The organism is Streptomyces parvulus (assembly GCF_014648855.1).
GTDB classification, from domain to species: Bacteria; Actinomycetota; Actinomycetes; order Streptomycetales; family Streptomycetaceae; genus Streptomyces; species Streptomyces parvulus.
This window is the reverse complement of record NZ_BMRX01000001.1, coordinates 170,268-195,690: the sequence shown is the minus strand read 5'-3', so window position 1 is coordinate 195,690 and position 25,423 is coordinate 170,268. Positions and strand designations below refer to the sequence as shown.

Genomic DNA, 25,423 nt, shown 5'->3' with positions numbered 1-25,423 from the left:
CCTACCCGTCCGGGACAGCCCGGCACATGCCGCAGACTTGTCCCATGGCCATTCACGAGAACCTCCTCGGGGGACCGCCCCCGACCCACCTCCCCGACGACCCCGGGCCGCGCGAGCTGCTGGCGGGCGGCACCTCCCCCGCCGACGTCGCCGCGAAGTACCCGACGTCCTCGCTCGCCTGGGCCCGCCTGGCCGACGAGGCGTTCGAACGGGGCAGCGTCGTGGAGTCGTACGCGTACGCCCGTACGGGCTACCACCGCGGCCTTGACGCTCTGCGCCGCAGCGGCTGGAAGGGCCACGGCCCGGTGCCCTGGGAGCACGAGCCGAACCGCGGCTTCCTGCGCGCCCTGCACGCCCTCGCCCGCGCCGCCCAGGCGATCGGCGAGAAGGAGGAGTACGAGCGGTGCTCCCAGTTCCTGAAGGACTCCTCACCCGAGGCCGCCGAGGTGCTCGGCTGAACCGAGGTGCGCCCCCGGGCCCGTCCGCCGTGCGCGGGCGGGCCTTGCGGTTTCCTGCGACCATTGCGGAGGATGCCGTTGGGGACCGGGGCCCCGTGCCGGTAACGGCAGGGCGGACCGCTACCCGTGCACAACAGGAGACAGCGATGTCCCACGAGGCCCCGAACCTCGACTTCGAGGGCAGCACGCCGTACGAGGACTATGTCCAGGCGGACGTGCTCACCCACCTCCAGCACACCCTCTCCGACGATCCCGGAGAGATGGTCTTCCTGGTCACGACCCAGGTCATGGAGCTGTGGTTCACCGTCATCGTCCACGAGTGGGAGACCGCGGCCCGCGCCCTGCGCGAGGACCGGATCCCGGTGGCGACCGACGCGCTCAAGCGTTCGGTGCGGGAGCTGGAGGCGCTGAACGCCTCCTGGACGCCGCTGGGCCAGCTCACCCCGGCGCAGTTCAACTCCTACCGGGCCGCCCTCGGCGAGGGCTCCGGCTTCCAGTCGGCCATGTACCGCCGCATGGAGTTCCTGCTCGGCGACAAGTCCGCCTCCATGCTCGTCCCGCACCGCGGCGCCCCGCGCGTCCACGCGGAACTGGAGAAGGCGCTGCACGAGCCGAGCCTGTACGACGAGGTCGTCCGGCTGCTCGCCCGGCGCGGGTACGACATCCCGGACGCCGTGCTCCGGCGCGACGTCACCCGGAAGTACGAGGCCGCACCCGAGGTGGAGGCCGCCTGGACGGCCGTCTACAAGGGCGACCAGAACGGCGAGCTGGCCCGCCTCGGCGAGGCCCTCACCGACGTCGCCGAACTGGTCTGGCGCTGGCGCAACGACCACCTGGTCGCCACCCGGCGCGCGATGGGCTCGAAGACCGGCACGGGCGGCTCCGCCGGGGTGGCCTGGCTGGAGAAGCGGGCCCGCGGCAACGTGTTCCCCGAGCTGTGGACGGCGCGGTCCTATGTCTGAGCCCCTGGACCCCGCCGGGGAGGCCGCGGCCGTGGACCTGGCCGGGGAGGCGCGGCGCCTCGACGCAGCCGACGCGCTGGCGCCTCTGCGCGAGCGGTTCGTCCTCGACGACGTGACCTACCTCGACGGCAACTCGCTCGGCGCCCTCCCGGTGCACGTCCCCGCGCGCGTGGACGACGTCGTCCGCCGCCAGTGGGGCGAACTGCGCATCCGCTCCTGGGAGGAGAGCGGCTGGTGGACGGCGCCCGAGCGGATCGGCGACCGGATCGCACCGCTGGTCGGCGCGGCCGCCGGGCAGATCGTCGTGGGCGACTCCACGAGCGTGAACGTCTTCAAGGCGCTCGTCGCCGCCGTGCGCATGGCGCGGGAGGACGTCGGCGACGGCGGCGAAGGGGGCGGCGCGGTCCGGGACGAGATCCTGGTCGACGCCACCACCTTCCCCACGGACGGGTACATCGCCGAGTCGGCGGCCCGGATGACGGGGTGCGCGCTGCGTGCCGTGACCCCGGCCGAGGTCCCCGGCGCGCTGGGCGACCGCACCGCCGCCGTCCTCCTCAACCACGTCGACTACCGCACCGGCCGCCTGCACGACCTGCCCGGGCTCACCCGCGCGGTGCACGCGTGCGGGGCCTACGCCGTGTGGGACCTGTGCCACAGCGCGGGCGCCCTGCCGGTCGGGCTCGACGAACACGGCGTCGACCTCGCGGTCGGCTGCACCTACAAGTACCTCAACGGCGGCCCCGGTTCGCCCGCCTACCTGTACGTGCGCCGCGATCTCCAGCCGCGCTTCGACTCCCCGCTGCCGGGCTGGAACTCGCACGCGGAGCCGTTCGGCATGCGGTCCGCCTACGCCCCGGCGTCCGGCGCCGTCCGCGGCCGGGTCGGCACGCCGGACATCCTGTCGCTGCTCGCCCTGGAGGCGGCGCTGGACGTGTGGGACGCGGACGGCGTCTCGGTGGCGGGGGTGCGGGCCAAGTCGCTCGCGCTGACGGACTTCTTCCTGCGCTGCGTCGGGGCGTACGTGCCCGCCGGCCGGGTCGAGTCCGTGACACCGGCGGCACACGCCGAGCGCGGCAGCCAGGTCGCCCTGCGCTGCGACGACGCGGGCGAGGTCATGAAGCGGCTCGTCGAGAGCGGAGTGGTCGGCGACTTCCGCGCGCCGGACGTGCTCCGCTTCGGCTTCACCCCGCTGTACGTCGGCTTCGCGGACGTGGAGCGGGCGGCCCGGGTGCTGGCGCGCACGCTCGGGTGACGCGCGGGAGCGGCGGCGTCACGCACGGGTGAAAGGTGGGGGCCGGGCGAATCGTTTGGTCCTCACCCAGCGTCACATCCCCATGTCCGCGCACGTCATCGGCCTGATAACGTCCCGCCAACGGCCGATTTCCACTCATCCGGTCCGCCAACACCGTTCCTTCGCCGAGAGGTTGAGCATGCCGGACGCCGCCGCAGAACCGGGCACCGCTGCCGCGAGGAACGCCGCGGAGGAGAAATCGGCGTTCGCGCACCCGGCGGTGGACCCCGACGGCACGGCCGCGTACGGCGACCACCCCGACCAGGTGATCGACTTCTACGCGCCGCGCGCCGCCGCGGGGCCCGGCGACGCCGCGCCCGTGGTGGTGCTCCTGCACGGGGGCTCGTGGCGGGCGCCGTACGACCGCCGGCACGTCAGCCCGTTCGCCGGGTTCCTGGCGGGCCGGGGGTTCGCCGTGGCGAGCGTGGAGTACCGGCGCGGACGGGCCGGCGAGGGGACGGGTGCCGAGGGCGGTGGCGCGGGTGCCGTGCCGGATGGCGGCGGCGCGGGCGGGCCCGTCGCCGGGCGGTGGCCCGAGACCCTCGACGACGTCGCCGCCGCGCTGGACGCGCTGCCCGGACTGGTCCGGCCGCACCTCCCGGGGGCCGACCCGCGCCGCACGGTGCTCACCGGCCACTCGGCCGGCGGCCACCTCGCCCTGTGGGCGGCCGCCCGGCACCTGCTGCCCGCCGACGCCCCCTGGGGCACCGACCGCCCGGCACCGCTGCGGGGCGTGGTCGCGCTCGCGCCGATCGCGGACTTCGAGGTCGCCGACAAGCTCGACGTGTGCGGGGGAGCGGCCCGGCAGTTCCTGGGCGGGGACGGCCTGTTCACCGAACGCCGTCCGTACGCCGACCCCGCGCTGCTGCTGCCCACCGGCATCGCGACGACCCTGGTCCAGGGCCGCGCCGACGTGGACGTGCCGCAGGCGGTGGCCGAGGCGTACGCCGACGCGGCGGCCAAGGCCGGTGAGGTGGTGGGCGTGACGCTGCTGGAGGACGTCGGCCACTTTCCGCTGATCGACCCGGCGGCGGACGCGTGCGCGGTGGTGGCGGAGGAGATCGCCCAGCTGGCGTGGTGAGGGGGTGCGCGGGGGGTGTCCTGAGCGATCCCCCGGGCAGCACCCTCCGGAGGCCGTAGCGCCATACCCGTCATACCTGAGAGCTACCCGCCAGGTGAGTCCCCCGGCGGGACGCGGGTTACCCCGGCCGATTCATAACTTCTCCTGCAGGCGGGCCCGATGGGCGGGCGTGCCGGAGGGGAGCGGCCATGCGGCCCGGTTCGGCGGTACGTTGGCGACGCGGGCGTGCGGGCAGATGGCGCCGGGCCGTGTGCGCGGCGCTCGTCGCGGGGGCCGTGGTCGTCCCGCTCTCCGGCGCCGCCCAGCCCCGGATCCCCGCCCCGCCGCCCGCCCGCCTGCCCGCGCCGACGGCCGCCACGCTGGAGGCGACGTACACCGCCCACCGGGCCAACGCCGCGGAGGCCTCCCGCAGGGCCGCCGCCCACGGCGACCGGCACCGCGCCGCGGCCGACCGCGCGCTGGCCGGCCCCGGCCGCCGCCTCCTCGCCTTCGACGGGCGCGGCGCCGGACTGGCCACCGAGGTCCTGGGCGACCTGGCGCCCGCCGGCCGCGTCGCCGTCCTGGTCCCCGGCTCCGACACCGGCCTCGACACCTACGGCCGGTTCCGCGCCGCCGCCCTCGCCCTGCACCGGCAGCTCGCCGCGCGGGCGCCCGCCGGGACCGGCACGGCGGTCGTGGCCTGGCTGGGCTACGAGACGCCGGGCACCGTCAGCACCTCCGTCGCCACCACCGGCCGCGCCGAGGAGGCCGCCCCGAAGCTGCGCGCCCTCGTCGCCGACCTGCGCCGGATCACCGCCCCCGGCACCGGTGTCGCCCTCCTCTGCCATTCCTACGGCTCGGTCGTCTGCGCCCGCGCCGCCGAAGGGCTCGACGTGGACGACATCGCCCTGCTCGGAAGCCCCGGCACCGGGACAGGCACCGCGGCCGGCCTGCGGACCGGCGCCCGGATCTGGGCGGCGCGCGGCGGCGGGGACTGGGTGGAGCACGTCCCGCACCTCAGCGCCGGACTGTTCGGCACCACCGTCGGCTTCGGCACCGATCCGGTCTCCCCCGACTTCGGCGCCCGGATCTTCGACGCCGGGGACGGCGGCCACAGCGACTACTTCGACCCAGGCTCCCGCTCCCTGACCAACCTCGTCCGGATCGCCCTGGGCGAGACCTCGGAGGTGACCCATGACTGACCCCGCCTCCGCCCTGGCGCCAGCGCCCGTGCCCAAGGGGGGCGCGCTGCGTGCCGCCGCCGCCCGTATCGACGCCGCCACACCCGCCGGGCGGGACCGCGCCGTCGACGCCCTGCGCGCCCTCGCCATCGCCGGCGTGGTCCTCGGGCACTGGCTGGTGACGGCCCTGGTCTCCGACGGCGGCGGTCTGCGCGCCGCCAGCCCGCTGCGGGACATGCCCTGGCTGGCCCCGGTCTCCTGGGCCTTCCAGACCCTCGCGGTGTTCTTCCTGGTCGGCGGACACGTCGCCACCCGCGGATACGCGTCGGCCCGCAGCCGCGGGGAGGGTTACGGCCGCTGGCTCGGCGCCCGCCTGTCCCGGCTGTTCCGGCCGGTCCTGGCCGTCCTCGGCCTGTGGACGGCGACGGCGGCGCTGCTGCTCCTGTCCGGCGCCGAGTTCGGCACCGTCCGCACCCTGGTGAAGCTGGCGCTGTCCCCGATGTGGTTCCTGCTGGTCTTCGCCGCGCTGACCGCGGCGACGCCGCTGCTGGCCCGGCTGAGTCCGCTGTGGCCGCTGGTCGTCGTCCTCCACGTCGACCTGCTGCGCTTCGGCTTCGGCGCCCCGTCCTGGCTCGGCTGGGTCAGCCTGGCGGCCGGCTGGCTGGTCCCCTTCACCCTCGGCGCGGCCTGGACCCGCGGCGAGCTGGACCGCCGCCGCGCCGGCCTGGTGCTGCTCGCCGGAGGCACGGCGGCGACGGCGGCACTCGTCGCGTGGGCCGGCTACCCGGCGTCGATGGTCGGCGTCCCCGGCACCCCGGTGTCGAACCTCGATCCGCCGACCCTGGCCGCCGTCACCTTCGGCCTGGCCCAGTGCGGCCTCGCCCTGCTGCTGCGCGACAGGCTGCGGCGCGTGACGCGCCGGCCGGTGGCGTGGGCGGCCGTCGCGGTGGTCAACCTCTCCGCGATGACGATCTTCCTCTGGCACCAGACCGCCCTGATGGCGACCACCGCGGGCACCCTCCTGCTCGGCCGCCTGCCCGGCCTGCACACCCGTCCCGACGGCCTGGACTGGGTCGCCGCCCGGATCGCCTGGCTCCCGGTGTTCGCCCTGGTCCTGGCGGGCTGCTGGGCCGCCTTCCGCTCCCGCGAGCGCGGGCGCCCCCGGCGGGGTTCCCGCATCGTCCGCGCACACCGGCCGTCGGGTACGACGAGGACGGCGGGTGCACGTCATGTCTAGGGTGGGGCCCGTGAGCCGACGGGGGGAACGACGGACGGTGCTGGGCCGTGCCGGGCGCGTGCTGGGAGTGCTGCGCGACGATCTGTGGACCTGGCGGGCGGATCCGCTGCCGCCGTCGGTGTGGCTGCGCTGGTTCCCGCACGGGTTGGTGTGCCTGGCCGCCGTCGGCGTGCTGCTCGGGGACGCGGCCCAGCTCGGGGACAACGGCGGGGTGGACCCCGGGTTCGCCTTCGTGATCGCCCTCGCCCAGGCCGGCGCGATGGTCCTCGCGCTGTGGCGGCCGGTCGCGGCGTGGTGGCTGTCGACGGCCGGGATGCTGGTGGGCGCCTTCGCGGTGCGCGCCGAGATGCTGCCCGGCGGCGAGAGGTTCACCTGGCCCTGGACGGCCGCCGGGCTCATCGGCCACCTGTTCGTCATGCTGCTGCTCGCCCTGCGGGTCCGGACCCGGGTCTCGGTCGAGGCGCTGTCCCTGACGGTGCTCGCCACGTACGTCGTGCAGGGCCTGGTCGGCGCGGTGGACTACCAGGCGACGGGCCAGCTCGCCGTCATCCTCTTCGCGGTCGCCGTGATGCTCGCCACCGCCCTGCGCGGCCGCCGGGAGGCCCGCCGGGAGCTGGAGCAGCAGACCTCGCTCACCGCCGAGGAGCGGGCCCGGCGCACCCTGCTGGAGGAGCGCAGCCGCATCGCGCGCGAGCTGCACGACGTGGTCGCCCACCACATGTCCGTGATCTCCATCCAGGCCCAGGTGGCGCCCCACCTCGTGGAGAATCCGCCGGACGAGCTGAAGGACAACCTCGCGGGCATCCGGCAGAACGCGCTGGAGGCGCTCACCGAACTGCGCCGCGTGCTCGGCGTACTGCGCTCCGAGCACCCCGACGCACTGGAACGGCCCGAGCACGGCGACACCGCCCCGCACGCCCCGCAGCCCACCCTCGACCGGCTCGACGCGCTGGTGGAGAACACCCGGGCCGCCGGACTGACCGTCACCACCGGCACGAGCGGCACCCCCCGGCCCCTGCCGCCCGGCGTAGAGCTGTCCGCGTACAGGATCGTGCAGGAGGCGCTGAGCAACGTCCTGCGGCACGCGCCCGGTGCGAGCGCCCGGGTCCACCTCACCTACCTCCCGATCGGGCTGCGCGTGGAGGTCTCCAACACCCGCCCGCAGCGCGCGCCGGCCCCGTCGCACGGGGCGGGGCACGGGCTGCTCGGCATGCGGGAGAGGGTGGCGATGCTCGACGGCAGCCTGACCGCGCACCCCCTTCCGGACGGCGGCTACCAGGTGGCCGCCTTCCTCCCGGTCGACGCCGCCGGACAGGCCGCCGACCACGAACCCCCCATCCATCACCTCCCCGAGGACGACATCCGATGACGACCAGCGGCAACGGGCGCGTGATCCGCGTCCTGATCGCCGACGACCAGCAGATGGTCCGGCAGGGCTTCACCGTGCTGCTCAACACCCAGCCGGACATCGAGGTGATCGGGCAGGCGGTGGACGGCCGGGACGCCGTCGCCAAGGTCGCCGAACAGGCGCCGGACGTCGTCCTGATGGACATCCGCATGCCCGAGCTGGGCGGCATCGAGGCCACCCGGCTGATCACCGGCGCCACCCCGGAGATCAGGGTGCTGGTGCTGACCACCTTCGACCTCGACGAGTACGTGTACGAGGCGCTGCGGGCCGGCGCGTCCGGCTTCCTGCTCAAGGACGCGTCCGCCGACCAGCTCGCCGAGGCGGTCCGCGTGGTGGCGGCCGGCGACGCCCTACTCGCGCCGGGCATCACGCGGCGGCTGATCGCGGAGTTCTCCCGGCTCGACGACCGGCCGCGCGCCCCGCTGAAGGACCGCGTGGGCGAGCTGACCGAGCGGGAGACGGAGGTGCTCGCCCTGATCGCGCAGGGCCTGTCGAACGCGGAGATCGCCCGGCGCCTGGTGGTCGCCGAGCAGACGGTGAAGACCCATGTGGGCCGCATCCTGGTGAAGCTGGGCCTGCGGGACCGCACCCAGGCGGCCGTGTTCGCCTACGAGTCGGGTCTCGTGCGGCCCTCGGGGTACTGACTCCGATGGACGCGCGCGGCCCCTGCCCGGCCCCCGTAGTACCTGAGGCGGATGCCGAAGGACCCCTCTCACTGGTGACGACGGCCCCTCCCGCCGCCGCCTACCGTGGCAACGTGACCGAGACGACCCAGACGGGTGCCACGCCCCCCGGCGACGCGAGCGCGACCCGCAGCCCCGAGTACCGGCTGGCCAAGGACGCCCTGAGCGGCCTGCGCGAGGACCTGTTCCACGACGCCTTCGCCTACCGCCCGCTGTCCCGCACGGCCCTGGACGGCCAGTGGACGCGCCGCCTGCCGGCCCGGCTCAGGCCGAAGGCGGCGCGCGTCCCCTACGCGGCGGTGGGCCTCGTCGCGCTGCTGTGCTTCTACGGCGGCCTGGTGGGGGGGTACAACGGGCCGTGGACCATGCTGAGCGGGCTGGTGTGCGCGGTCCCGGTGCTGGCCACCCTGGTCCGGCCGGTCGGCGCCTTCTGGATGTCCATGGCGGCCACACCGCTGGTGGCGCTGCTCGACAGCAGCTGGGGCGACTGGCCGTGGCTGCCGGGTCCGTTCATGTGCCACACCGCCGTCCTGGTGATCGTGGCGATACGCACCCGTCCGCGCACCGCCGTGTGGATGTGGTTCATCACCGCCGCCTACGCCTTCGTCAACGAGTCCCTGTGGGGCCCGGGCCACTACGGCAGCAATTCGGCGCCCCTGCTGGTGCTCACCGCCTTCGCCCTCCTCGCGATCTCCCTCTGGCACATCCGCCGGGACGCGCGGCAGCAGGTCACCGCCCAGCAGACGGTCACCGCGCACGAGCGCTCCCGGCGGACCCTGCTGGAGGAGCGCACCAACATCGCCCGCGAGCTGCACGACGTGGTCGCCCACCACATGTCGGTGGTCGCCATCCAGGCGGAGGCCGCGCCCTACCGGGTGGAGAATCCGCCGGAGGAGCTGGAGCGCGCCTTCGCCACCATCCGGGAGAACGCGGTGGCTGCCCTCACCGAGCTGCGCCGCGTCCTCGGCGTCGTCCGGGCCGAGGACTACGAGGCCCCGGACGCGCCGCAGCCCACCCTCGCCGACCTCGACGCCCTGCTCGCCAACGTCCGCGAGGCCGGCCTCGGCGTGGAGAAGGCGGTGACCGGCGCCGTGCGCGAGCTGCCGCCCGGCGTGGAGCTGTCGGCGTACCGCATCGTGCAGGAGGCCCTGAGCAACTCCCTGCGGCACGCGCCCGGCGCGACCGCCCGCGTCGAGGTGTCCTACGTCCTGGGCGGTCTGGGCCTGCGCATAGTCAACACCGCCATCCCGGCGAACACCCTGGTCAAGCCCTCGCCCGGCGCGGGACACGGGATCACCGGCATGCGGGAGCGGGTGTCGATGCTGAACGGCGAGATGACGGCCGGCCCGACCGGCGACGGGGGCTACGAGGTGGCGGTGTTCCTGCCGGTCACCGCACCGAGCGAGGGTGACGCATGACCGGCCGCACCATCCGGGTCCTGATCGCGGACGACCAGATGATGGTCCGCGAGGGCTTCTCGGTCCTGTTGAACGCGATGCCGGACATCGAGGTCGTCGGCGAGGCGGTCAACGGCCGCGAGGCGGTCGCCCGCGTCCGCGAACTCGCCCCCGACGTCGTCCTGATGGACATCCGCATGCCCGAGCTGAACGGCATCGAGGCGACCCGGGAGATCGTCGCCGCCGACGGCGCGGCGAAGGTGCTGGTGCTGACCACCTTCGACCTCGACGAGTACGTGTACCAGGCGCTGCGCGCGGGCGCCTCCGGCTTCCTCCTCAAGGACGCCTCGGCCCGTCAGCTGGCCGACGGGGTCCGGGTGGTCGCGGCCGGCGAGGCCCTGCTGGCGCCGTCGATCACCAAGCGCCTGATCACCGAGTTCTCCAAGCTCTCCGACGCCCCGCGCCTGATGCCGTCGGCGCAGGCGGCCTACGGGGAGCTGACCGAGCGGGAGACCGAGGTCCTGGTGCTGATCGCGCAGGGCCTGTCGAACGCGGAGATCGCCGGGCGCCTGGTGGTCGCCGAGTCGACGATCAAGACGCACGTCAGCCGCATCCTGGTGAAGCTGGGCCTCCGGGACCGCACCCAGGCCGCCGTGTTCGCGTACGAGGCACGGCTGGTGACCCCGGGCTGAGCGGGCCGCAGCGGCCGGGCGAGCGGCAGCGGCCGGGCCGGCGGCGGCGGTGCGCCCGGGAGCCTCTGGTCAGGGCCGTTGCCACCGGCTAGCGTCCGTCCATGGCAGCCATCGACCGCTCCGTACGCTTCGACCCGTGGGACCCCGCGTTCGTCGCCGACCCCTACCCCGCCTTCGCCGAGCTGCGGGACCGGGGCCGGGTGCACTACTACGCGCCGAGCGACCAGTGGCTCGTCCCCCACCACGCCGACGTCTCCGCGCTGCTGCGCGACCGGCGTCTGGGCCGGAGCTACCGGCACCGTTTCTCGCACGAGGAGTTCGGCCGCACCCCGCCCCCGCCCGAGCAGGAGCCCTTCCACACGCTCAACGACCACGGGATGCTCGACCTGGAGCCCCCGGACCACACACGGATCCGGCGGCTGGTGTCCAAGGCGTTCACGCCGCGCACGGTGGAGCGGCTGAAGCCGTACGTGCGCGGGCTGGCGGACGACCTGGTCGCCGGGCTGGTGGAGGCGGGCGGCGGCGATCTGATCGCGGACGTGGCCGAGCCGCTGCCGGTGGCGGTGATCGCCGAGATGCTGGGCATCCCGGAGTCGGACCGGGCGCCGTTGCGTCCCTGGTCGGCTCAGATCTGCGGGATGTACGAGCTGAACCCGTCCGAGGAGACCGCGGCGAAGGCGGTCCGCGCCTCCCTCGACTTCTCGGAGTACCTGCGCGGACTGATCGCGGACCGCCGCGAGAAACCCGGCGACGACCTGATCTCCGGCCTGATCGCGGCCCACGACGAGGACGACGACCGCCTCACCGAGCAGGAGATGATCTCGACCTGCGTGCTGCTGCTGAACGCCGGCCACGAGGCCACGGTGAACGCGACGGGTAACGGCTGGCTGGCCCTCTTCCGCAACCCGGACCAGCTGGCGGCCCTGCGCGCCGACCACACGCTGGTGCCGACCGCGGTGGAGGAGCTGATGCGCTACGACACCCCGCTCCAGATGTTCGAGCGCTGGGTGCTGGACGAGATCGAGATCGACGGGACCGTGATCCCGCGCGGCGCGGAGGTGGCGCTGCTGTTCGGCTCCGCCAATCACGACCCGGCGGTCTTCTCCGACCCCGGCCGCCTCGACCTCGCCCGCCGGGACAACCCGCACATCTCCTTCAGCGCCGGCATCCACTACTGCATCGGAGCGCCGCTCGCCCGGATCGAGCTCGCCGCGTCCATGACGTCGCTCCTGGAGCGGGCCCCGACCCTGTCCCCGGCGGCGGAGCCGGAGCGGACGCCGAACTTCGTGATGCGGGGCCTGACGGCGCTACCCGTGTGCCTGTGAGCGCCCGCGCCGGGTGAGCAGCCAGGCGCCCAGACCCCACAGCAGTCCGGGCAGGACCATGCCGGCGACCACGACGAGGGGCAGTTCGACGAGGGCGGCGCCGAGGTCCTGCCCGTTGTTCTCGAACTTGTTGCCCAGGTGCCGCTGCGTGCGGTCCGAGGCCCCCCACAGCCACACGGCTCCCACGGCCCCCACCGCCGAGACCACACACCCGCCACACGTCACCGCGTCTCGCCTCATGCCGGTCAGGACGCCGGTGGCCCTCCCTCCGGTTCGCCGCCACGGGTCACGTACTCATGTCGCGCCGCCGCAGCCCCGCCAGGCCCACCGCCACCAGCACCCCCGCGATCAGCAGCAGCACCAGCACCGGGGGCCAGCGCATCTCCCCGCCCGGCAGCTTCGGCAGGTGCCCGAAGGGGGAGACGTCCAGCACCGCCTGCGGCACGTCCAGCGCGGGTCCGACCCAGCCGAGCAGCAGCACCGCGCCCGCGACGGCCCAGGCGGCGGCCGCGGCCCGCGGCAGCAGGCCGTGCAGCAGCACCGCCACCCCGCCGACCACCCACACCGCGGGCACCTGCACCAGGCACGCGCCGAGGATCGCCCCGGCGTCCCGCCCGTGGCCGGCCGCGAAACCCGCCCCGGCGAGCAGCATGACGAGCGCCGCCCCGCCGAAGGCCACGACGAGATGCCCGGCGGCCCACCGCAGCCGCCCCACGGCCCCCGCGAGCACCGGCTCGGCCCGTCCGGACGTCTCCTCGCCGCTGAGCCGCAGTACCGACGAGACCACGTGGAGCGCCGCGACCAGGCCGAGCATGCCGATCATCGCCGACACGAACGCGTCGCTGATCGCGGCCTGCCCGCCCATCCGCTCGATGATCCCGCGGGCCTGCTCGTTGTCCCCGACCAGATCGGCCGCGCCCTCCGTCATCCCGCCGTAGACGAGACCGGCGAGGAGGAAACCGGCGCTCCAGCCGGCGACGGCGCCCCGCTGCAGCCGCCAGGCCAGCGCACCGGCCGTCGCCAGCCGCCCGGCGGCCGGTCCCGGCCGGGTCGGCAGGAAGCTCATGCCGAGGTCCCGGCGCCCGGCGAGCAGGAAGGCGACCGCGCCCTGCGCCACCGCCGCGCCCGCGAGCAGGCCCAGCACCCACCACCGCTCGCCCGCGAAGGGCCGCAGGTTCTCCAGCCAGCCGAGCGGCGACAGCCAGGTCAGCACCGACGAACCGTCGGCCGTCGCCGAGTCCCCCGCGGCGCGCAGGACGAAGGCCCCGCCCAGCACCCCGGCCGTCAGGCCCCGGGCCAGCCGGGCGCTCTCGGTCAGCTGGGCGGCGATCGCCGCCATGGTCGCGAAGAGCATCCCGACACCCGCGACGCCCAGCCCGAAGGCCACGGCTCCGGCCGCCCCCAGTCCGGCGAGTCCGGCCGTCACGACCAGCGCCAGGGCGGCGTTCGCGGCGCCCGCCGCGAGCAGGGCCGCCGTCAGGGACGCGCGGCGCCCCACCATGCCGGAGGCGACGACCTCCTGCCGGCCGCTCTCCTCCTCGTCGCGGGTGTGCCGCACGACGACGAGGAGGCTGGTCACGGCGGCGAGGGCGGCGGCGTAGACGCCGACGCGCCAGGCGGTGAGCGCGCCCAGGCCGTCGTCGAAGAGGGGGCCGACCATGGCGCGCAGCGAGGAGTTGGTCTCCATCTGCCGCACCAGGCCGGCGCGTTCGGCGGCGGTGCCGTAGAGGCCCTCCAGGGTGCCGGGCATGGAGAGGACCATCAGGGCGTTCACCGCGACCCAGACCGGGATCATCACCCGGTCCCGGCGCAGCGCGAAGCGCAGCAGGATGCCGGTGCCGGCCAGCGGGCGCGAGGTGCCCGGCCGTGCTCCGGCGGCGACCGTGGCGGTCATCGCGCCGCCACCTCCTCGGCGGGGGCGCCCCCGGCCTGGTAGTGCCGCAGGAACAGCTCCTCCAGTGTGGGCGGCGTCGTCGTCAGCGACCGCACGCCCGACGCGCTCAGCGACCGCAGTACGGCGTCCAGTCCTTCGGTGTCGACCTGGAGCCGGACCCGGTGGCCCCGCACGTCGAGGCCGTGCACGCCGGGCAGGTCCGCCAGTCGGCCCGGGGCACCGGCGAGTTCGGCGCTGACGCTGGTGCGGGTCAGGTGGCGCAGGTCGGCGAGCGAGCCGCTCTCGACGGTCCGGCCCCCGCGGATGATGCTGACGCGGTCGCACAGCTCCTCGACCTCGCTGAGGATGTGGGAGGAGAGCAGCACGGTCCGGCCGCGCTCGCGCTCCTCGGCCACGCACCGCTGGAAGACCTCCTCCATCAGGGGGTCGAGTCCGGAGGTGGGTTCGTCGAGGATCAGCAGGTCGACGTCGGAGGCGAAGGCGGCGACGAGGGCGACCTTCTGCCGGTTGCCCTTGGAGTAGGTGCGGCCCTTCTTGGTCGGGTCGAGTTCGAAGAGCTCGACCAGTTCGGCCCGCCGCGCCCGGTCCAGCCCCCCGCGCAGCCGGCCGTAGAGGTCGATGACCTCGCCGCCGGAGAGGTTGCGCCACAGGGAGACGTCGCCGGGGACGTAGGCGATCCGGCGGTGCGCCTCGACGGCGTCCTTCCACGGGTCGCGGCCGAGTACCTGGGCCGCGCCGGAGTCGCCGCGCAGCAGGCCGAGCAGGACGCGGATGGTGGTGGACTTGCCGGCGCCGTTGGGGCCGAGGAAGCCGTGCACCTCGCCCACCTCGACCTCCAGGTCGAGGCCGTCCAGCGCGTGCGTCCGTCCGAACGACTTGTGGAGCCCGGAGACGCTGATTGCCTTCGTCATGATTCGGAAAGTACATTGATTTCACAAATTTGTGAAGTTAAGAAAACGTCAGGAAGTGGGGGATGATCGAGGGATGAGCGAAGCAGCGGAGGCGGGGGGCGCGGGGCGCGACCCCGAGTCGGTGTCGAAGTTCGTCGAGGGCTTCGCGGCGCAGCTCGTCGAGGCGGGTATGCAGCGGATGCCGGCCCGGGTCTTCGCCGCGCTGCTCTCCTCCGACTCGGGCTCCCTGACCTCGGCGGAACTCGGCGAGTGCCTCCAGGTCAGCCCGGCCGCGGTCTCCGGCGCGGTGCGCTACCTCTCCCAGCAGCACATGGTCTCCCGCGAGCGTGAACCCGGCTCGCGGCGGGAGCGGTACCGGGTGCACAGCAACCAGTGGTACGAGGCCCTCACCAACCGCGAGGCCATCCTCAAGCGCTGGGAGAGCGCCCTGCGCGAGGGCGTCGCGAGCCTCGGCGCGGACACCCCGGCGGGCCGGCGCATGTCGGAGACGCTGGCGTTCTTCGAGTTCGTGGACGGCGAGATCACCGCGATGATGGAACGCTGGCGGGTGCACCGGGAGAAGGTCTTCGGGTCCCCCTGACCAGCCCCGAACCGGCACCCGCCGAGGGCGATGTCCCCCCACCGATCACCCGCACCCGCCGACGGCGAGCACACCCCACCGGGGCCACCCGCACCCGACGACGAATGCCGCACGGGTGGTGCGGGTGGGAACACGACCGCCGAGGGCGAAGCCGAGGCGCCTACACCGCCCCCACCGGCAGCATCAACCCCCACGCCCCCTCCCGCACCGTCCACGTCCGCGTCCGCACCGGCCCCGACACCACCGCGTCCGCCCGATAGCGGAAGTCCGCCCCCGACACCGTCACCGCCCGCCCGCTCCCCGTCAGCGGCACCGCCCGCGACCCCGGCTCCGCCCCGGCGGACACCGGCCGCACCTCCACCACGGCCATCCCCGCGGGCCCCGGTATCAGCGACACCGCCTCGACCGGCTGATCGAGGTCCACCAGCGTCGCCCCGTCGATCTCCACCCGCAGCCGGGCCGGCGGCACCCCGCCCGCCCCCGGCGCCACCGTCACCCGCCCCGAGCGCGAGGACGCCAGGGTCCGCACCAGCGACTGGCAGGTCCGCAGCCAGGGACGGCCCGCCCCGGACTCCCCGCGCACCAGGTCGTCCCCGGCTCCCCGGGGCCCCTCGGAGGCGACCGACGGAATCCCCACCGCCCCCAGCACCACCCCGTCGCTGTCGTCGACGAGCAGGTCCATGCGCCGCTCCGCCCCGTCCAGCACCGCCCGTGCCGCCGCCACCGCCCCGGTCGGCAGCCCCAGGGACCGGGCGAGCCCGAGCACCGGACCCACCGGCACCACCGACAGCGCGCACCCCGCCAGCTCCCGCCGCCGGTGCAGCAGACCCACGGCCCGCAGCAGCGCGCGGTCGTCGCCGACCACCACGGGCCGCCGCGATCCGCGCCGCCCGAGCGCCCGCGCGAACTCCTCCGGGTCGTCCGGCAGGCACACCTTCGTACCGGCCGCACCCGCGCTGAGCACGTCTTTCGCGATCCGGACGGACTCCCCGTCGGTCCGCCGGGCGACCGGGTCGACGACCACCAGAAGCTGGTCGGACCTAGCGGAAGAGTTCGCGGAAGAGCTCGCGGAAGTCGCCACCTCGGCCATGCCTCGCTTCCTCGGGTAGCATCTTTGTGCAAGAGCCCCTTGCGCTATTGCGCCAGGGGCTTCGTCTATTCCGGGGCATCCGGTCCGACGGTTGGCGGCCAACGACGGTCGCGGTGTGCGCGGCTCAAAATCGCCGCGTACGCCCTCGACCATGGACATGCCCCGCCCGGAAGGGGTGTACGCGCGTGCCCGCACTTGTGCTGCTCGGTGCTCAGTGGGGTGACGAAGGCAAGGGAAAGGCGACGGACCTGCTCGGTGGTTCCGTCGACTATGTGGTGCGCTACCAGGGCGGCAACAACGCCGGCCACACGGTAGTCGTGGGCGATCAGAAGTACGCCCTCCACCTGCTCCCTTCCGGAATCCTGTCTCCCGGCTGTACGCCGGTCATCGGTAACGGCGTCGTCGTCGACCCGTCGGTCCTGTTCTCCGAGCTGAGCGGGCTGAACGAGCGCGGCGTCGACACGTCCAAGCTCCTGATCAGCGGAAACGCGCACATCATCACGCCGTACAACGTGACCGTCGACAAGGTGACGGAACGCTTCCTCGGCAAGCGCAAGATCGGCACCACCGGCCGCGGCATCGGCCCGACCTACGCCGACAAGATCAACCGCGTCGGCATCCGCGTCCAGGACCTCTACGACGAGTCGATCCTCACCCAGAAGGTCGAGGCGGCGCTCGACGTCAAGAACCAGATGCTCACCAAGCTCTACAACCGGCGCGCGATCGCCGTCGACCAGGTGGTCGAGGAGCTGCTGGCCTACGCGGACAAGCTCGCCCCGTACGTCGCCGACACCGTCCTGCTCCTGAACCAGGCCCTCGACGACGACAAGGTGGTCCTCTTCGAGGGCGGCCAGGGCACGCTGCTGGACATCGACCACGGCACGTACCCCTTCGTCACCTCGTCGAACCCGACCGCCGGCGGTGCCTGCACCGGCGCCGGCGTGGGCCCGACGAAGATCAGCCGGGTCATCGGCATCCTCAAGGCGTACACGACCCGCGTCGGCGCCGGCCCCTTCCCGACCGAGCTGTTCGACGAGGACGGCGAGGCCCTGCGCCGCATCGGCGGGGAGCGCGGTGTCACCACCGGCCGCGACCGGCGCTGCGGCTGGTTCGACGCGGTGATCGCCCGCTACGCGACCCGCGTCAACGGCCTCACCGACTTCTTCCTGACGAAGCTCGACGTCCTCACCGGCTGGGAGCGGATCCCGGTCTGCGTGGCGTACGAGATCGACGGCAAGCGCGTCGAGGAGCTGCCGTACTCGCAGTCCGACTTCCACCACGCGAAGCCGGTCTACGAGACGCTGCCGGGCTGGAGCGAGGACATCACCAAGGCGAAGTCCTTCTCCGACCTGCCGAAGAACGCCCAGAACTACGTCAAGGCGCTGGAGGAGATGTCCGGCGCCCCGATCTCCGCGATCGGCGTGGGCCCGGGCCGGGACGAGACGATCGAGATCAACTCGTTCCTGTAGGTGGCTGCGGCCCGCCGCGAGGCGGCGGGCGGCGGCGTAGGACGACGAACGTACGGCGACGGAGCGAGTGGAACATGCGGATCGGCAACCCCCTCCCCGTCGCCCTGCGCCGAAGGCCCGCCGCCCGGACGTGGATCTGGCTGACCGTGGCCGTCGCCGCGGTGGCCGGCGCGCTGTTCTACGTCGACGGCCACCGCGTCTCCGCCGCCCCGCACGCCGGTGACGCCAAGTGCGACGAGGTGGTCTCCCGCCTCCCGGACGGCATACCCGGCGCCTCGCGCGACTGGGCCCTCGGGGACGGCGTCGCCTCCTGGGGCGGCCAGAAGGCGGTCTTCCGCTGCGGCGCCGAGGAGCTCCAGCCCAACGTCAACCTCTGCGTCACGGCCGAGGGCGTGGACTGGGTGCTGGACGAGCAGCGGCTCAAGCGCGACGGGGTGAGCGTCCTGCGGACCTACGGGCGCTCGCCGGCCGTCGAGTTCACCTACCGCGGGCCGCGCGAGGACGTGGGCGGCATCCTCACCGAACTGAACCCGGCCGTGCGGTGGCTCCCGCAGGAGCGCAAGTGCATCGGCCTGGACGACGCCGACGTCCTGTGACCCTTCGTTCGGCCCCCTCCACCGGGCGCCCCCGGGCCGCCTGGTGTCGGATCGGGGCATGACCGACCGTTACAGCGCCGCTTCCTGCCAGGGCCCGTACGGCGGCGGGGCCGGGCCCGGCGAGTGCGGCGACCCGGCCCGCTTCGAGGTCGCCCGGCACCTGCGCACGCCGCTGCGCGTGTGCCCCGTACACCTGGGACCCTCGCTGCTGCTGGCCGACGGGGTGCTCTGGCCGCCGGGGATCACCCTGGTGCGGTGAGACCGCCGGGGACGCCCGCCCACCGGGGTGGTTCACTGGGGTGCCCCGCCCGCGAGGCGCGGAGCCGGGGCAAGCGCCCGTGAGGGGCGCGGGGGACGGGGAGGAAACCGTACGGTGCCTGGACGATCCGACGACATGGTCCTGCGGTTCGAGCGGGACCGGCCCCGGCTGCGGGCGGTCGCGTACCGCATCCTCGGTTCGCTGAGCGAGGCCGACGACGCCCTCCAGGACGCCTGGCTGCGGGCCGACCGCGCGGACACCTCCGACGTCGCGAACCCGTCCGGATGGCTCACCACGGTCGTCGCCCGGGTCTGCCTCAACATGCTCCGCGCCCGCGCCGGCCGCCGCGAGGACCCGCTGGACGACGCGGCCCCCGTCCCTCGGCCGGGCGGCGGCGGCTCCGCCGACCCGGAGGAGGAGGCGCAGCTCGCCGACTCCGTGGGGATCGCCCTGCTGATCGTCCTGGACACCCTCGGCCCCGCCGAGCGTCTCGCGTTCGTGCTGCACGACATGTTCGACGTGCCCTTCGACGACATCGCCGCCCTGCTCGGCAAGACGCCCGCGGCCACCCGCCAGCTGGCGAGCCGGGCCCGCCGCCGGGTCCGCGGGGTCCCCGCGCCCGAGGCCGACACCCCGCGCCGGCGTCGCGCCGTCGACGCCTACCTCGCGGCCACCCGGGGCGGCGACTTCGACGCGCTGGTCTCCCTGCTCCACCCGGACGTCGTGCTGCGCGCCGACGCGGCGGTCGTTCCCACGCCCGAGCCCGTGGTCATGTCCGGCCGGGAACCGGTGGCCCGGGGCGCGATGGCCTCCATGGCACGGGCGCGGTCCGCCGCCGTCGTCCTCGTCGACGGTGTGCCCGGCATCGCCACCGCCGCGCACGGCAGGCTCGGCGTGGTGCTCCGCTTCACCTTCGGCGGCGACGGCCTCATCACCGGCATCGACGTGGCCGCGGAGCCGGAGCGGCTGGCCGCCCTGGACCTCACGGGGGCCGGGGTCAGCTGAAGACGATCATCGACCCCTGCGCCAGGCTCCGCGTGGCCGCCGCGTGCAGGCCCAGCCACACGTGCCGCTCGCGGGCGAAGGGGCTGGAGTCGTAGGGCGCGGGCCCGGCCGGCTCTTCCAGCTCGGTGGGCGCGGGCGGCGGCTGCGGGGGCGCCGGCGGGTTGGCGGGGTCGATGCCGAGGGCCGGGCCGACGGACTCCAGCTCCCGCAGCAGGCCGTGCGAGGAGCCCAACGGCCCGCCACCGGCGAGGAGTTCGTCGTTGGCGAGGGGGTGCGGGAAGTCGACCGGGACGTAGGCGCCGGCGTGGTCGTAGTGCCAGACCAGGTGCGACTGCTGGGCCGTCGACTCGAACATCTCCAGCAACTGCTCGTAGTCGCCGCCGAGTTCGTCCACCGGCGTCACCGGCAGTCCGCACACCTGGAGCAGGTGTGCCCGGCGCAGGAAGTGCAGCGCGTCGTAGTCGAACCCGGCCACCGGCCCGACCTCGCCGGTGAGCCCCGGCATGTACTGGTACACCGGCACCGGCGGCAGCCCGGCCTCGGCGAGCACCTTGTCGTATTGCGCGAGTTCTTCGGCGAACGGGTTGTCCGGCGTGTGGCACAAGACGTCGACGAGCGGTACCAGCCACAGGTCACAGGCCAAAAGAGGGCTCCTCACACAGCACGGCGGTCAGCGGTCAGGGAAGCGTAGTCGGTGCGTGTCGCGTGCAGGTCCCATACCCACCTGAGCCCCGACCACGACACGCCGGGCGATGGTCATCGCCCCGTGAGCCGCTCGATGAGGGCGAGCGAGTGGGCGTTGTAGGCGTGCACCAGCGCCCGCGCGCCCGGTACGTCGCGGCGGGCGAGCGCGTCGACCAGCTCGGTGTGCCCCGACCACAGGGCGCCGCGCAGCTCGCTGAGCCGGCGCAGGTGCTGCACGGTGCACACCCAGGACTGCACGCGCAGCCGGTGCAGGAAGTCGGAGAGGTACGGATTGCCGAACAGGACGGCCAGCTCGCGCCAGAACCGCAGGTCGTAGCCGATGAGGACGGTCAGGTCCCCGGCCGCGGCGGCGCGCTGGGCCTCCTCGCCGCGGCGCCGCACCCCGGCGAGGGCGGCGGAGACCCGCGGGTCGTCCGGGTCGGGGCCGCCCCCCGGTTCCCCGGCCAGGGCCAGGAACATCCCGTCGGTCACGAGGCTGCGGGCCTCGATCATGCCGCGGAAGTCGTCCACCGAGTACTCGTGGACCCGGAAGCCCCGGTGGTGGTCGGCGTCCAGCAGTCCCTGCGCGGACAGGTCGACCAGGGCCTCGCGCACGGGCGTCGCGGACACGCCGTACTGCTCGGCGATCTCCTTGACGGTGAACTCCTGCCCCGGCTGGAGCCGCCCGGCCAGCACCTCGTCGCGGAGCGCGTCGGCGATCTGCTGCCGCAGGGTGCTGCGCGTGACGGCACCGGTGCCGCTGGGGCCGGGCATGGGCGGGCGTCTCCTCGTCACGGGCGGGGGCGTGCGGGCCGGGGGCGGGCTCGCACACATGTCTACGGTGTACGAGCACGCCACCTTACGCGCCGGCGCCCCCTCCTGCCCGCTTGCGGGCAGGGACCTTCCGGCCCGGCCCCCGGGTACTACTCGGTGTACTCGTCCGCCACGGACAGTGCCGTGTCGAGGACCGCCAGGCCCTCCTTCAGCTCGGCCTCCGAGATGTTGCACGGCGGCACCACGTGCGTGCGGTTCATGTTCACGAAGGGCCACACGCCGTGGGACTTGGCGGACGCGGCGAACGCCGACATCGGGGTGGCCGCCTGCCCGGTCGCGTTGTAGGGCACCAGCGGCTCCCGGGTCTGCCGGTTCTTCACCAGCTCCAGCGCCCAGAACATGCCGGTGCCGCGCACCTCGCCCACGCTCGGGTGCCGCTCGGCCAGCTCCCGCAGGGCCGGCTCGACGACCTCGGCGCCGAGGCGCGCCGCGTGCTCGACGATGCCCTCCTCGGCCATCACGTTGATGGTGGCGACGGCCGCCGCGCAGGCCAGCGGGTGCCCGGAGTAGGTCAGACCGCCCGGGTAGGGCCGCTCGGCGAAGGTCTCGGCGATCTTCGCGGAGATGGCGACGCCGCCCAGCGGCACGTAGCCCGAGTTCACGCCCTTGGCGAAGGTCATCAGGTCGGGCACGACGTCGTACAGGTCGGCCGCGAACCAGGTGCCGGTGCGCCCGAAGCCCGCCATGACCTCGTCGAGCACGAAGACGATCCCGTACTTGTCGCAGATCTCCCGGACCCCGGCGAGGTAACCGGCCGGCGGCATCATGATCCCGGCCGTGCCCGGGACCGTCTCCAGCACGATCGCGGCGACGGACGCCGGGCCCTCGAAGGCGATCGTCGTCTCCAGGTGCTCCAGCGCCCGCGCGCACTCCTGCTCCTCCGTCTCGGCGTAGAAGCGCGAGCGGTACAGGAAGGGCCCCCAGAAGTGCACGACACCGGCGGTGCCGCTGTCGGAGGCCCAGCGGCGCGGGTCGCCGGTGAGGTTGACCGCCTGCTGGGTGCCGCCGTGGTACGAGCGGTACGTCGACAGCACCTTCGGCCGGCCGGTGTGCAGCCGGGCCATGCGCACGGCGTGCTCCACGGCGTCGGCGCCGCCGTTGGTGAAGAAGATCTTGTCCAGGTCGCCGGGCGTCCGCTCGGCGATCAGCCGGGCCGCCTCCGAGCGCGCCTCGACGGCGAACGCGGGCGCGAACGTCGTCATCCGCGCCGCCTGCTCCTGGATCGCGGCGACCACCTTGGGGTGCTGGTAGCCGATGTTGGTGTAGACGAGGCCGCTGGCGAGGTCGAGGTAGCGCTTGCCCTCGTAGTCCCAGAAGTACGACCCCTCGGCGCCGGCGACGGCGAGCGGATCGATGAGCTCCTGGGCGGACCAGGAGTGGAAGACGTGCGCGCGGTCCGCGGCCTTCACGGCGGCGCCGGCCTGGAGGTGGGGCTCGGGAGTCATGCGGCCGAGGGTAGATGTCCGCGATGCGGAAACGGAATCGGCGTCCTGTCTGCGGTCCGCGGCTTTCCACGACAGGTTGTCGACAGCTCGTCGACGAGCGCGTACCCGTCCCCGGCAAGACCCCCGCGCGCGGGTGCGTGCCCGCACTATCCTCGGTCCGTTGCGCACGTTCGGGGGAAGGCGGCGGCATGCAGGAGCTGGGGGACGGGGACCCGCGGAGGATCGGGGCGTACCGGCTGCTGGCGCGGCTGGGCGCGGGGGGCATGGGCCGCGTCTACCTGGCCCGCTCGGACCGCGGGCGCACGGTCGCCGTGAAGCTGGTCCGCGAGGAGCTGGCCGCGCTGGAGGAGTTCCGGGAGCGCTTCCGGCAGGAGGTCGGCGCCGCGCGCCGGGTCGGCGGTCTGTGGACCGCGCCCGTGCTGGACGCCGACACCGAGGCCCCCGTGCCGTGGGTCGCCACCGGGTACGTCGCCGGCCCCAGCCTCCAGCAGGTCGTCGGCCACGACCACGGGGCGCTGCCCGAGCGGTCGGTCCGCATCCTGGGCGCCGGTCTGGCGCACGCCCTCCAGGACATCCACGCCGCCGGGATCGTCCACCGCGACCTCAAGCCGTCCAACGTGCTCGTCACCATCGACGGGCCCCGCGTCATCGACTTCGGCATCGCGCGGGCCCTCCAGACGGTCACCGACGGCGGGCTCACCCGCACCGGGGCGCTCGTCGGCTCGCCCGGTTTCATGGCGCCGGAGCAGGTCCGCGGCGACCGGATCACCCCCGCCTGCGACGTCTTCTGCCTCGGTTCCGTCCTCGCCTACGCCGCCACCGGCGAGCTGCCCTTCGGCACCGCCGACAGCGGCGTGCACGCGCTGATGTTCCGCATCGCGCAGGAGGAGCCCGACCTGGACGCCCTGCCCGAGGGCATCGCCGACCTGGTGCGCGACTGCCTGCGCAAGGACCCCGCCGCGCGCCCCGGCCTCGCCGAGGTCCTGGAGCGCACCGGCGCGCAGGACACCGTCGGCGACGGCCGCTCCCGGGACCCGTGGCTGCCCGGCGCCCTGGTCGCCCAGCTCGGCAGGCACGCCGTACGGCTCCTGGACACGGAGAACCCGGAGTCGCCGGGCGGCACCGGTCCGGCCCCGCGGACCGCGGTGGCGGGGCCTCCGCCGCCGCGCGAGCCGGGCAGCGGCGGCGGGGGAGGGACCGCTCCGCTGAACCACCTGCCGACCCTGGTCGCGGGCCAGACCCCGCCCCCCACACCCCCGCCGGACCACGGGTACGCCGCTCCCGCCTGGAACGCCCCGCCGCCGCCCGGCCACCACCCGCACCCGTACGGCGCCGGCCCGACCCCGCCCTACGGGCCCCCGCCGTACGCGCAGCCGTACGCCCCGCCCCGCAGCCGCCGCTCCACCGCGCTGCTGATCGTCGTGGCCCTCGTGGTCGCGCTCGGCGCGGGCGGCTCGGTCTACGCCCTGATGAGCGGGGGCGGCGACGACGGCCGGGCCGACGGCGGACCCTCACCGACGCCGACGGTCTCCGCGTCCCGGGGCACGGACGGCTCGGTCCAGCCGGCCGGCGACGGCCCGATCCCGGCGGGCTACCTCGGCACCTGGGCCACCACGATCGACAACGCGTCGGGGACCCACACCCGCACGCTGAGCGTCCGGCAGGGCGAGGTCGGCGACACGGTCCTGTCCCTCACCGCCGACGGCCCCGCGGGCAACGGCACCTATCACTGCGTCTTCGAGGCCGCCCTCACCGACACCCCGGCCTCCGAGGGCCCGGTGACGCTGGGCCCCTCCACGGTGACGACGGGCCCCTCCACCACCTGCACCCCCGGCGCCCCCACCCAACTCACCCTGCTCCCGAACAACACCCTGGAACGCACGAACCCAACCACGGGCGAAACCCTGACGTACACCCGCCAGTAGCCCCACCAGTCTGCGGCGGTCGTACCGACCAGCCACACCCCCCCGTAGCTGCGGGCAGTCGTGCCGCTGGGGCGGCACGGGTGGGCGCAGCGGCACCCCGCAACGCCGGGCCACGACACCCACCCCCGGCCCACCGCAACGCGGGTCACCGATCAGCCGACCTCACCGCACCCGACCTCACCGCACCCGACCTCACCGCATCCCCAGGGACACGTCACCGCGGCTCCGGCGGCCGCTGCCGAGGCATGTTCGGCCGAGCCCCGTTCGCCGGCGCCGAGAACCGCCCCGGCCCCACCACCCCCGCCTCCGAGGACCGCGAACCGCCCGCCCAGCCCCCCGCCCCGGACTGCAACCCCAGCGGCGCCGCCCCGGACCGGAAGTCCACCATCCAGTCCGCCGTCTCCGCCCGCACCAGCTCCGTCACGTCCTCCGAGAACCGCCGCAGCACCAGCAGACACCGCTCCGCCGCCTCGCTCGCCGTCCCGTCCGCCGGCCCCAGCACCTCCCGCACGCTCTCCGACGCCCAGTCGAACTGGAGCATCTGGAGCCGCCGCTGCACCGCCTGCGCCGTCGCCACGTCCCGCATCCACCCGGACGTCACCCCGAAGTACCGGTCCCCGGCCACGCACGCCACCGCGAACAGCAGCGCCAGATACCCCCAGGGAGCGACCCCTCCCACCACCCCGGACATGTCGAGCAGCGGCAGCGCCGCCCCAGCGACCGCCCCCACCGCCGCCCCGCACCGCAGCAGCACCGCGCCCCGCCGCTTCCACACCCGGTCCGCCAGATACCAGGCGGCCGTGTCCAGCGCACCCCGCTCCACCCACCGGTACAGCTCGTCCAGCCGGTCGGCTGGCAGCGCCCAGTCACCGAGCGGAAACGCCCGCCCGGCCAGGTCGCCCGGCCACGGTCCGGCCGCCCCCTGTCCGCCCCGCCCGTCCTGCGGCGGCCCCTCGGGCTGCCTCTCCGGCTGACCCACCCCGCACTCCCTACTGCTACTGCTCACCGTCCGCTGATGCGCGGAACCCTTCCTACCG

Annotated in this window: 25 protein-coding genes; 17 read left to right on the top strand and 8 right to left on the bottom strand. The window is 74.6% G+C overall.

Annotation, left to right across the window (positions count from 1 at the left end; translation table 11 throughout):
• The first annotated feature begins 44 nt into the window (after nucleotides 1-44).
• The 11 genes from IE108_RS00915 to IE108_RS00865 all read left to right on the top strand — a co-directional run bounded on the left by IE108_RS00915 (nucleotide 45) and on the right by IE108_RS00865 (nucleotide 11,694).
• A complete protein-coding gene (locus tag IE108_RS00915) occupies nucleotides 45-458 on the top strand; it encodes a DUF3151 domain-containing protein (protein ID WP_064728996.1) in 414 nt (137 codons plus the stop codon).
• A gap of 146 nt (nucleotides 459-604) precedes the next feature.
• Entirely contained in the window at nucleotides 605-1,420 is an 816-nt protein-coding gene (locus IE108_RS00910) for a tryptophan 2,3-dioxygenase family protein (protein WP_064728997.1), read from the top strand.
• Nucleotides 1,413-2,672 (top strand): kynureninase, encoded by a 1,260-nt coding sequence (gene kynU / locus IE108_RS00905; protein ID WP_064728998.1) that lies wholly within the window; start codon nucleotides 1,413-1,415, stop codon nucleotides 2,670-2,672. The genes IE108_RS00910 and kynU overlap by 8 nt, the downstream gene beginning before the upstream one ends.
• 178 nt (nucleotides 2,673-2,850) lie before the next feature.
• The gene (locus IE108_RS00900) at nucleotides 2,851-3,792 is read left to right on the top strand and encodes an alpha/beta hydrolase (RefSeq protein ID WP_064728999.1); all 942 of its coding nucleotides are present in this window, start codon (nucleotides 2,851-2,853) and stop codon (nucleotides 3,790-3,792) included.
• Between the two features lie 188 nt (nucleotides 3,793-3,980).
• Complete coding sequence (locus tag IE108_RS00895) at nucleotides 3,981-4,973, top strand: alpha/beta hydrolase (protein ID WP_064729000.1); 993 nt, start codon at nucleotides 3,981-3,983, stop codon at nucleotides 4,971-4,973.
• Nucleotides 4,966-6,189: an acyltransferase family protein gene (locus tag IE108_RS00890; RefSeq protein WP_064729001.1), complete on the top strand. Its 1,224-nt coding sequence runs from the start codon at nucleotides 4,966-4,968 to the stop codon at nucleotides 6,187-6,189. The genes IE108_RS00895 and IE108_RS00890 overlap by 8 nt, the downstream gene beginning before the upstream one ends.
• The gene (locus IE108_RS00885; protein WP_079163839.1) at nucleotides 6,182-7,558 is read left to right on the top strand and encodes a sensor histidine kinase; all 1,377 of its coding nucleotides are present in this window, start codon (nucleotides 6,182-6,184) and stop codon (nucleotides 7,556-7,558) included. The genes IE108_RS00890 and IE108_RS00885 overlap by 8 nt, the downstream gene beginning before the upstream one ends.
• Complete coding sequence (locus IE108_RS00880) at nucleotides 7,555-8,241, top strand: response regulator (protein ID WP_064729002.1); 687 nt, start codon at nucleotides 7,555-7,557, stop codon at nucleotides 8,239-8,241. The genes IE108_RS00885 and IE108_RS00880 overlap by 4 nt, the downstream gene beginning before the upstream one ends.
• Before the next feature lie 113 nt (nucleotides 8,242-8,354).
• On the top strand, nucleotides 8,355-9,698 hold the full coding sequence (locus IE108_RS00875) for a sensor histidine kinase (protein ID WP_226484242.1): 1,344 nt from the start codon (nucleotides 8,355-8,357) through the stop codon (nucleotides 9,696-9,698).
• Nucleotides 9,695-10,369, top strand: a complete 675-nt coding sequence (locus IE108_RS00870; protein ID WP_064729004.1) for a response regulator — start codon at nucleotides 9,695-9,697, stop codon at nucleotides 10,367-10,369. The genes IE108_RS00875 and IE108_RS00870 overlap by 4 nt, the downstream gene beginning before the upstream one ends.
• Nucleotides 10,370-10,470: 101 nt before the next feature.
• Nucleotides 10,471-11,694 (top strand): cytochrome P450, encoded by a 1,224-nt coding sequence (locus tag IE108_RS00865; protein ID WP_064729005.1) that lies wholly within the window; start codon nucleotides 10,471-10,473, stop codon nucleotides 11,692-11,694.
• On the opposite strand, the gene IE108_RS00860 is transcribed toward IE108_RS00865, so the two are convergent.
• The 3 genes from IE108_RS00860 to IE108_RS00850 form a co-directional block, all read right to left on the bottom strand.
• Nucleotides 11,677-11,880: a hypothetical protein gene (locus IE108_RS00860; RefSeq protein WP_226484246.1), complete on the bottom strand. Its 204-nt coding sequence runs from the start codon at nucleotides 11,878-11,880 to the stop codon at nucleotides 11,677-11,679. The genes IE108_RS00865 and IE108_RS00860 overlap by 18 nt on opposite strands.
• A 100-nt stretch (nucleotides 11,881-11,980) precedes the next feature.
• Entirely contained in the window at nucleotides 11,981-13,588 is a 1,608-nt protein-coding gene (locus tag IE108_RS00855; RefSeq protein WP_064729007.1) for an ABC transporter permease, read from the bottom strand.
• A complete protein-coding gene (locus tag IE108_RS00850) occupies nucleotides 13,585-14,499 on the bottom strand; it encodes an ABC transporter ATP-binding protein (RefSeq protein ID WP_064729008.1) in 915 nt (304 codons plus the stop codon). The genes IE108_RS00855 and IE108_RS00850 overlap by 4 nt, the downstream gene beginning before the upstream one ends.
• 73 nt (nucleotides 14,500-14,572) lie before the next feature.
• On the opposite strand from IE108_RS00850, the gene IE108_RS00845 reads away from it, so the two are divergent.
• Entirely contained in the window at nucleotides 14,573-15,079 is a 507-nt protein-coding gene (locus tag IE108_RS00845; protein WP_189397553.1) for a GbsR/MarR family transcriptional regulator, read from the top strand.
• 160 nt (nucleotides 15,080-15,239) lie between these two features.
• On the opposite strand, the gene IE108_RS00840 is transcribed toward IE108_RS00845, so the two are convergent.
• Nucleotides 15,240-16,169, bottom strand: a complete 930-nt coding sequence (locus tag IE108_RS00840; protein ID WP_064729009.1) for a diacylglycerol kinase family protein — start codon at nucleotides 16,167-16,169, stop codon at nucleotides 15,240-15,242.
• A 185-nt stretch (nucleotides 16,170-16,354) separates the two neighbouring features.
• Between IE108_RS00840 and IE108_RS00835 the strand changes: the two genes are divergently transcribed.
• The 4 genes from IE108_RS00835 (at nucleotide 16,355) to IE108_RS00820 (ending at nucleotide 19,498) form a co-directional block, all read left to right on the top strand.
• On the top strand, nucleotides 16,355-17,638 hold the full coding sequence (locus tag IE108_RS00835; RefSeq protein ID WP_064729010.1) for an adenylosuccinate synthase: 1,284 nt from the start codon (nucleotides 16,355-16,357) through the stop codon (nucleotides 17,636-17,638).
• Nucleotides 17,639-17,712: 74 nt separating this feature from the next.
• Nucleotides 17,713-18,234, top strand: a complete 522-nt coding sequence (locus IE108_RS00830; protein ID WP_064729011.1) for a DUF3515 family protein — start codon at nucleotides 17,713-17,715, stop codon at nucleotides 18,232-18,234.
• Nucleotides 18,235-18,292: 58 nt separating this feature from the next.
• Entirely contained in the window at nucleotides 18,293-18,493 is a 201-nt protein-coding gene (locus tag IE108_RS00825; protein ID WP_064729012.1) for a hypothetical protein, read from the top strand.
• Between the two features lie 135 nt (nucleotides 18,494-18,628).
• Nucleotides 18,629-19,498: a sigma-70 family RNA polymerase sigma factor gene (locus IE108_RS00820; protein ID WP_189397567.1), complete on the top strand. Its 870-nt coding sequence runs from the start codon at nucleotides 18,629-18,631 to the stop codon at nucleotides 19,496-19,498.
• Here the strand turns inward: IE108_RS00820 and IE108_RS00815 are convergent.
• The 3 genes from IE108_RS00815 to IE108_RS00805 form a co-directional block, all read right to left on the bottom strand.
• Nucleotides 19,491-20,141: a putative DNA-mimic protein gene (locus tag IE108_RS00815; RefSeq protein WP_064729014.1), complete on the bottom strand. Its 651-nt coding sequence runs from the start codon at nucleotides 20,139-20,141 to the stop codon at nucleotides 19,491-19,493. The two genes, IE108_RS00820 and IE108_RS00815, sit on opposite strands and share 8 nt — an antisense overlap.
• Nucleotides 20,142-20,254: 113 nt before the next feature.
• Nucleotides 20,255-20,956, bottom strand: a complete 702-nt coding sequence (locus tag IE108_RS00810; protein WP_064729015.1) for a GntR family transcriptional regulator — start codon at nucleotides 20,954-20,956, stop codon at nucleotides 20,255-20,257.
• A 149-nt stretch (nucleotides 20,957-21,105) separates the two neighbouring features.
• A complete protein-coding gene (locus IE108_RS00805) occupies nucleotides 21,106-22,461 on the bottom strand; it encodes an aspartate aminotransferase family protein (RefSeq protein ID WP_064729016.1) in 1,356 nt (451 codons plus the stop codon).
• 188 nt (nucleotides 22,462-22,649) lie between these two features.
• Between IE108_RS00805 and IE108_RS00800 the strand changes: the two genes are divergently transcribed.
• Entirely contained in the window at nucleotides 22,650-24,386 is a 1,737-nt protein-coding gene (locus IE108_RS00800; protein WP_064729017.1) for a serine/threonine-protein kinase, read from the top strand.
• Between the two features lie 214 nt (nucleotides 24,387-24,600).
• Here the strand turns inward: IE108_RS00800 and IE108_RS00795 are convergent, their stop codons facing one another.
• Nucleotides 24,601-25,365, bottom strand: a complete 765-nt coding sequence (locus IE108_RS00795; protein WP_064729018.1) for an SLATT domain-containing protein — start codon at nucleotides 25,363-25,365, stop codon at nucleotides 24,601-24,603.
• Nucleotides 25,366-25,423 lie beyond the last annotated feature (58 nt).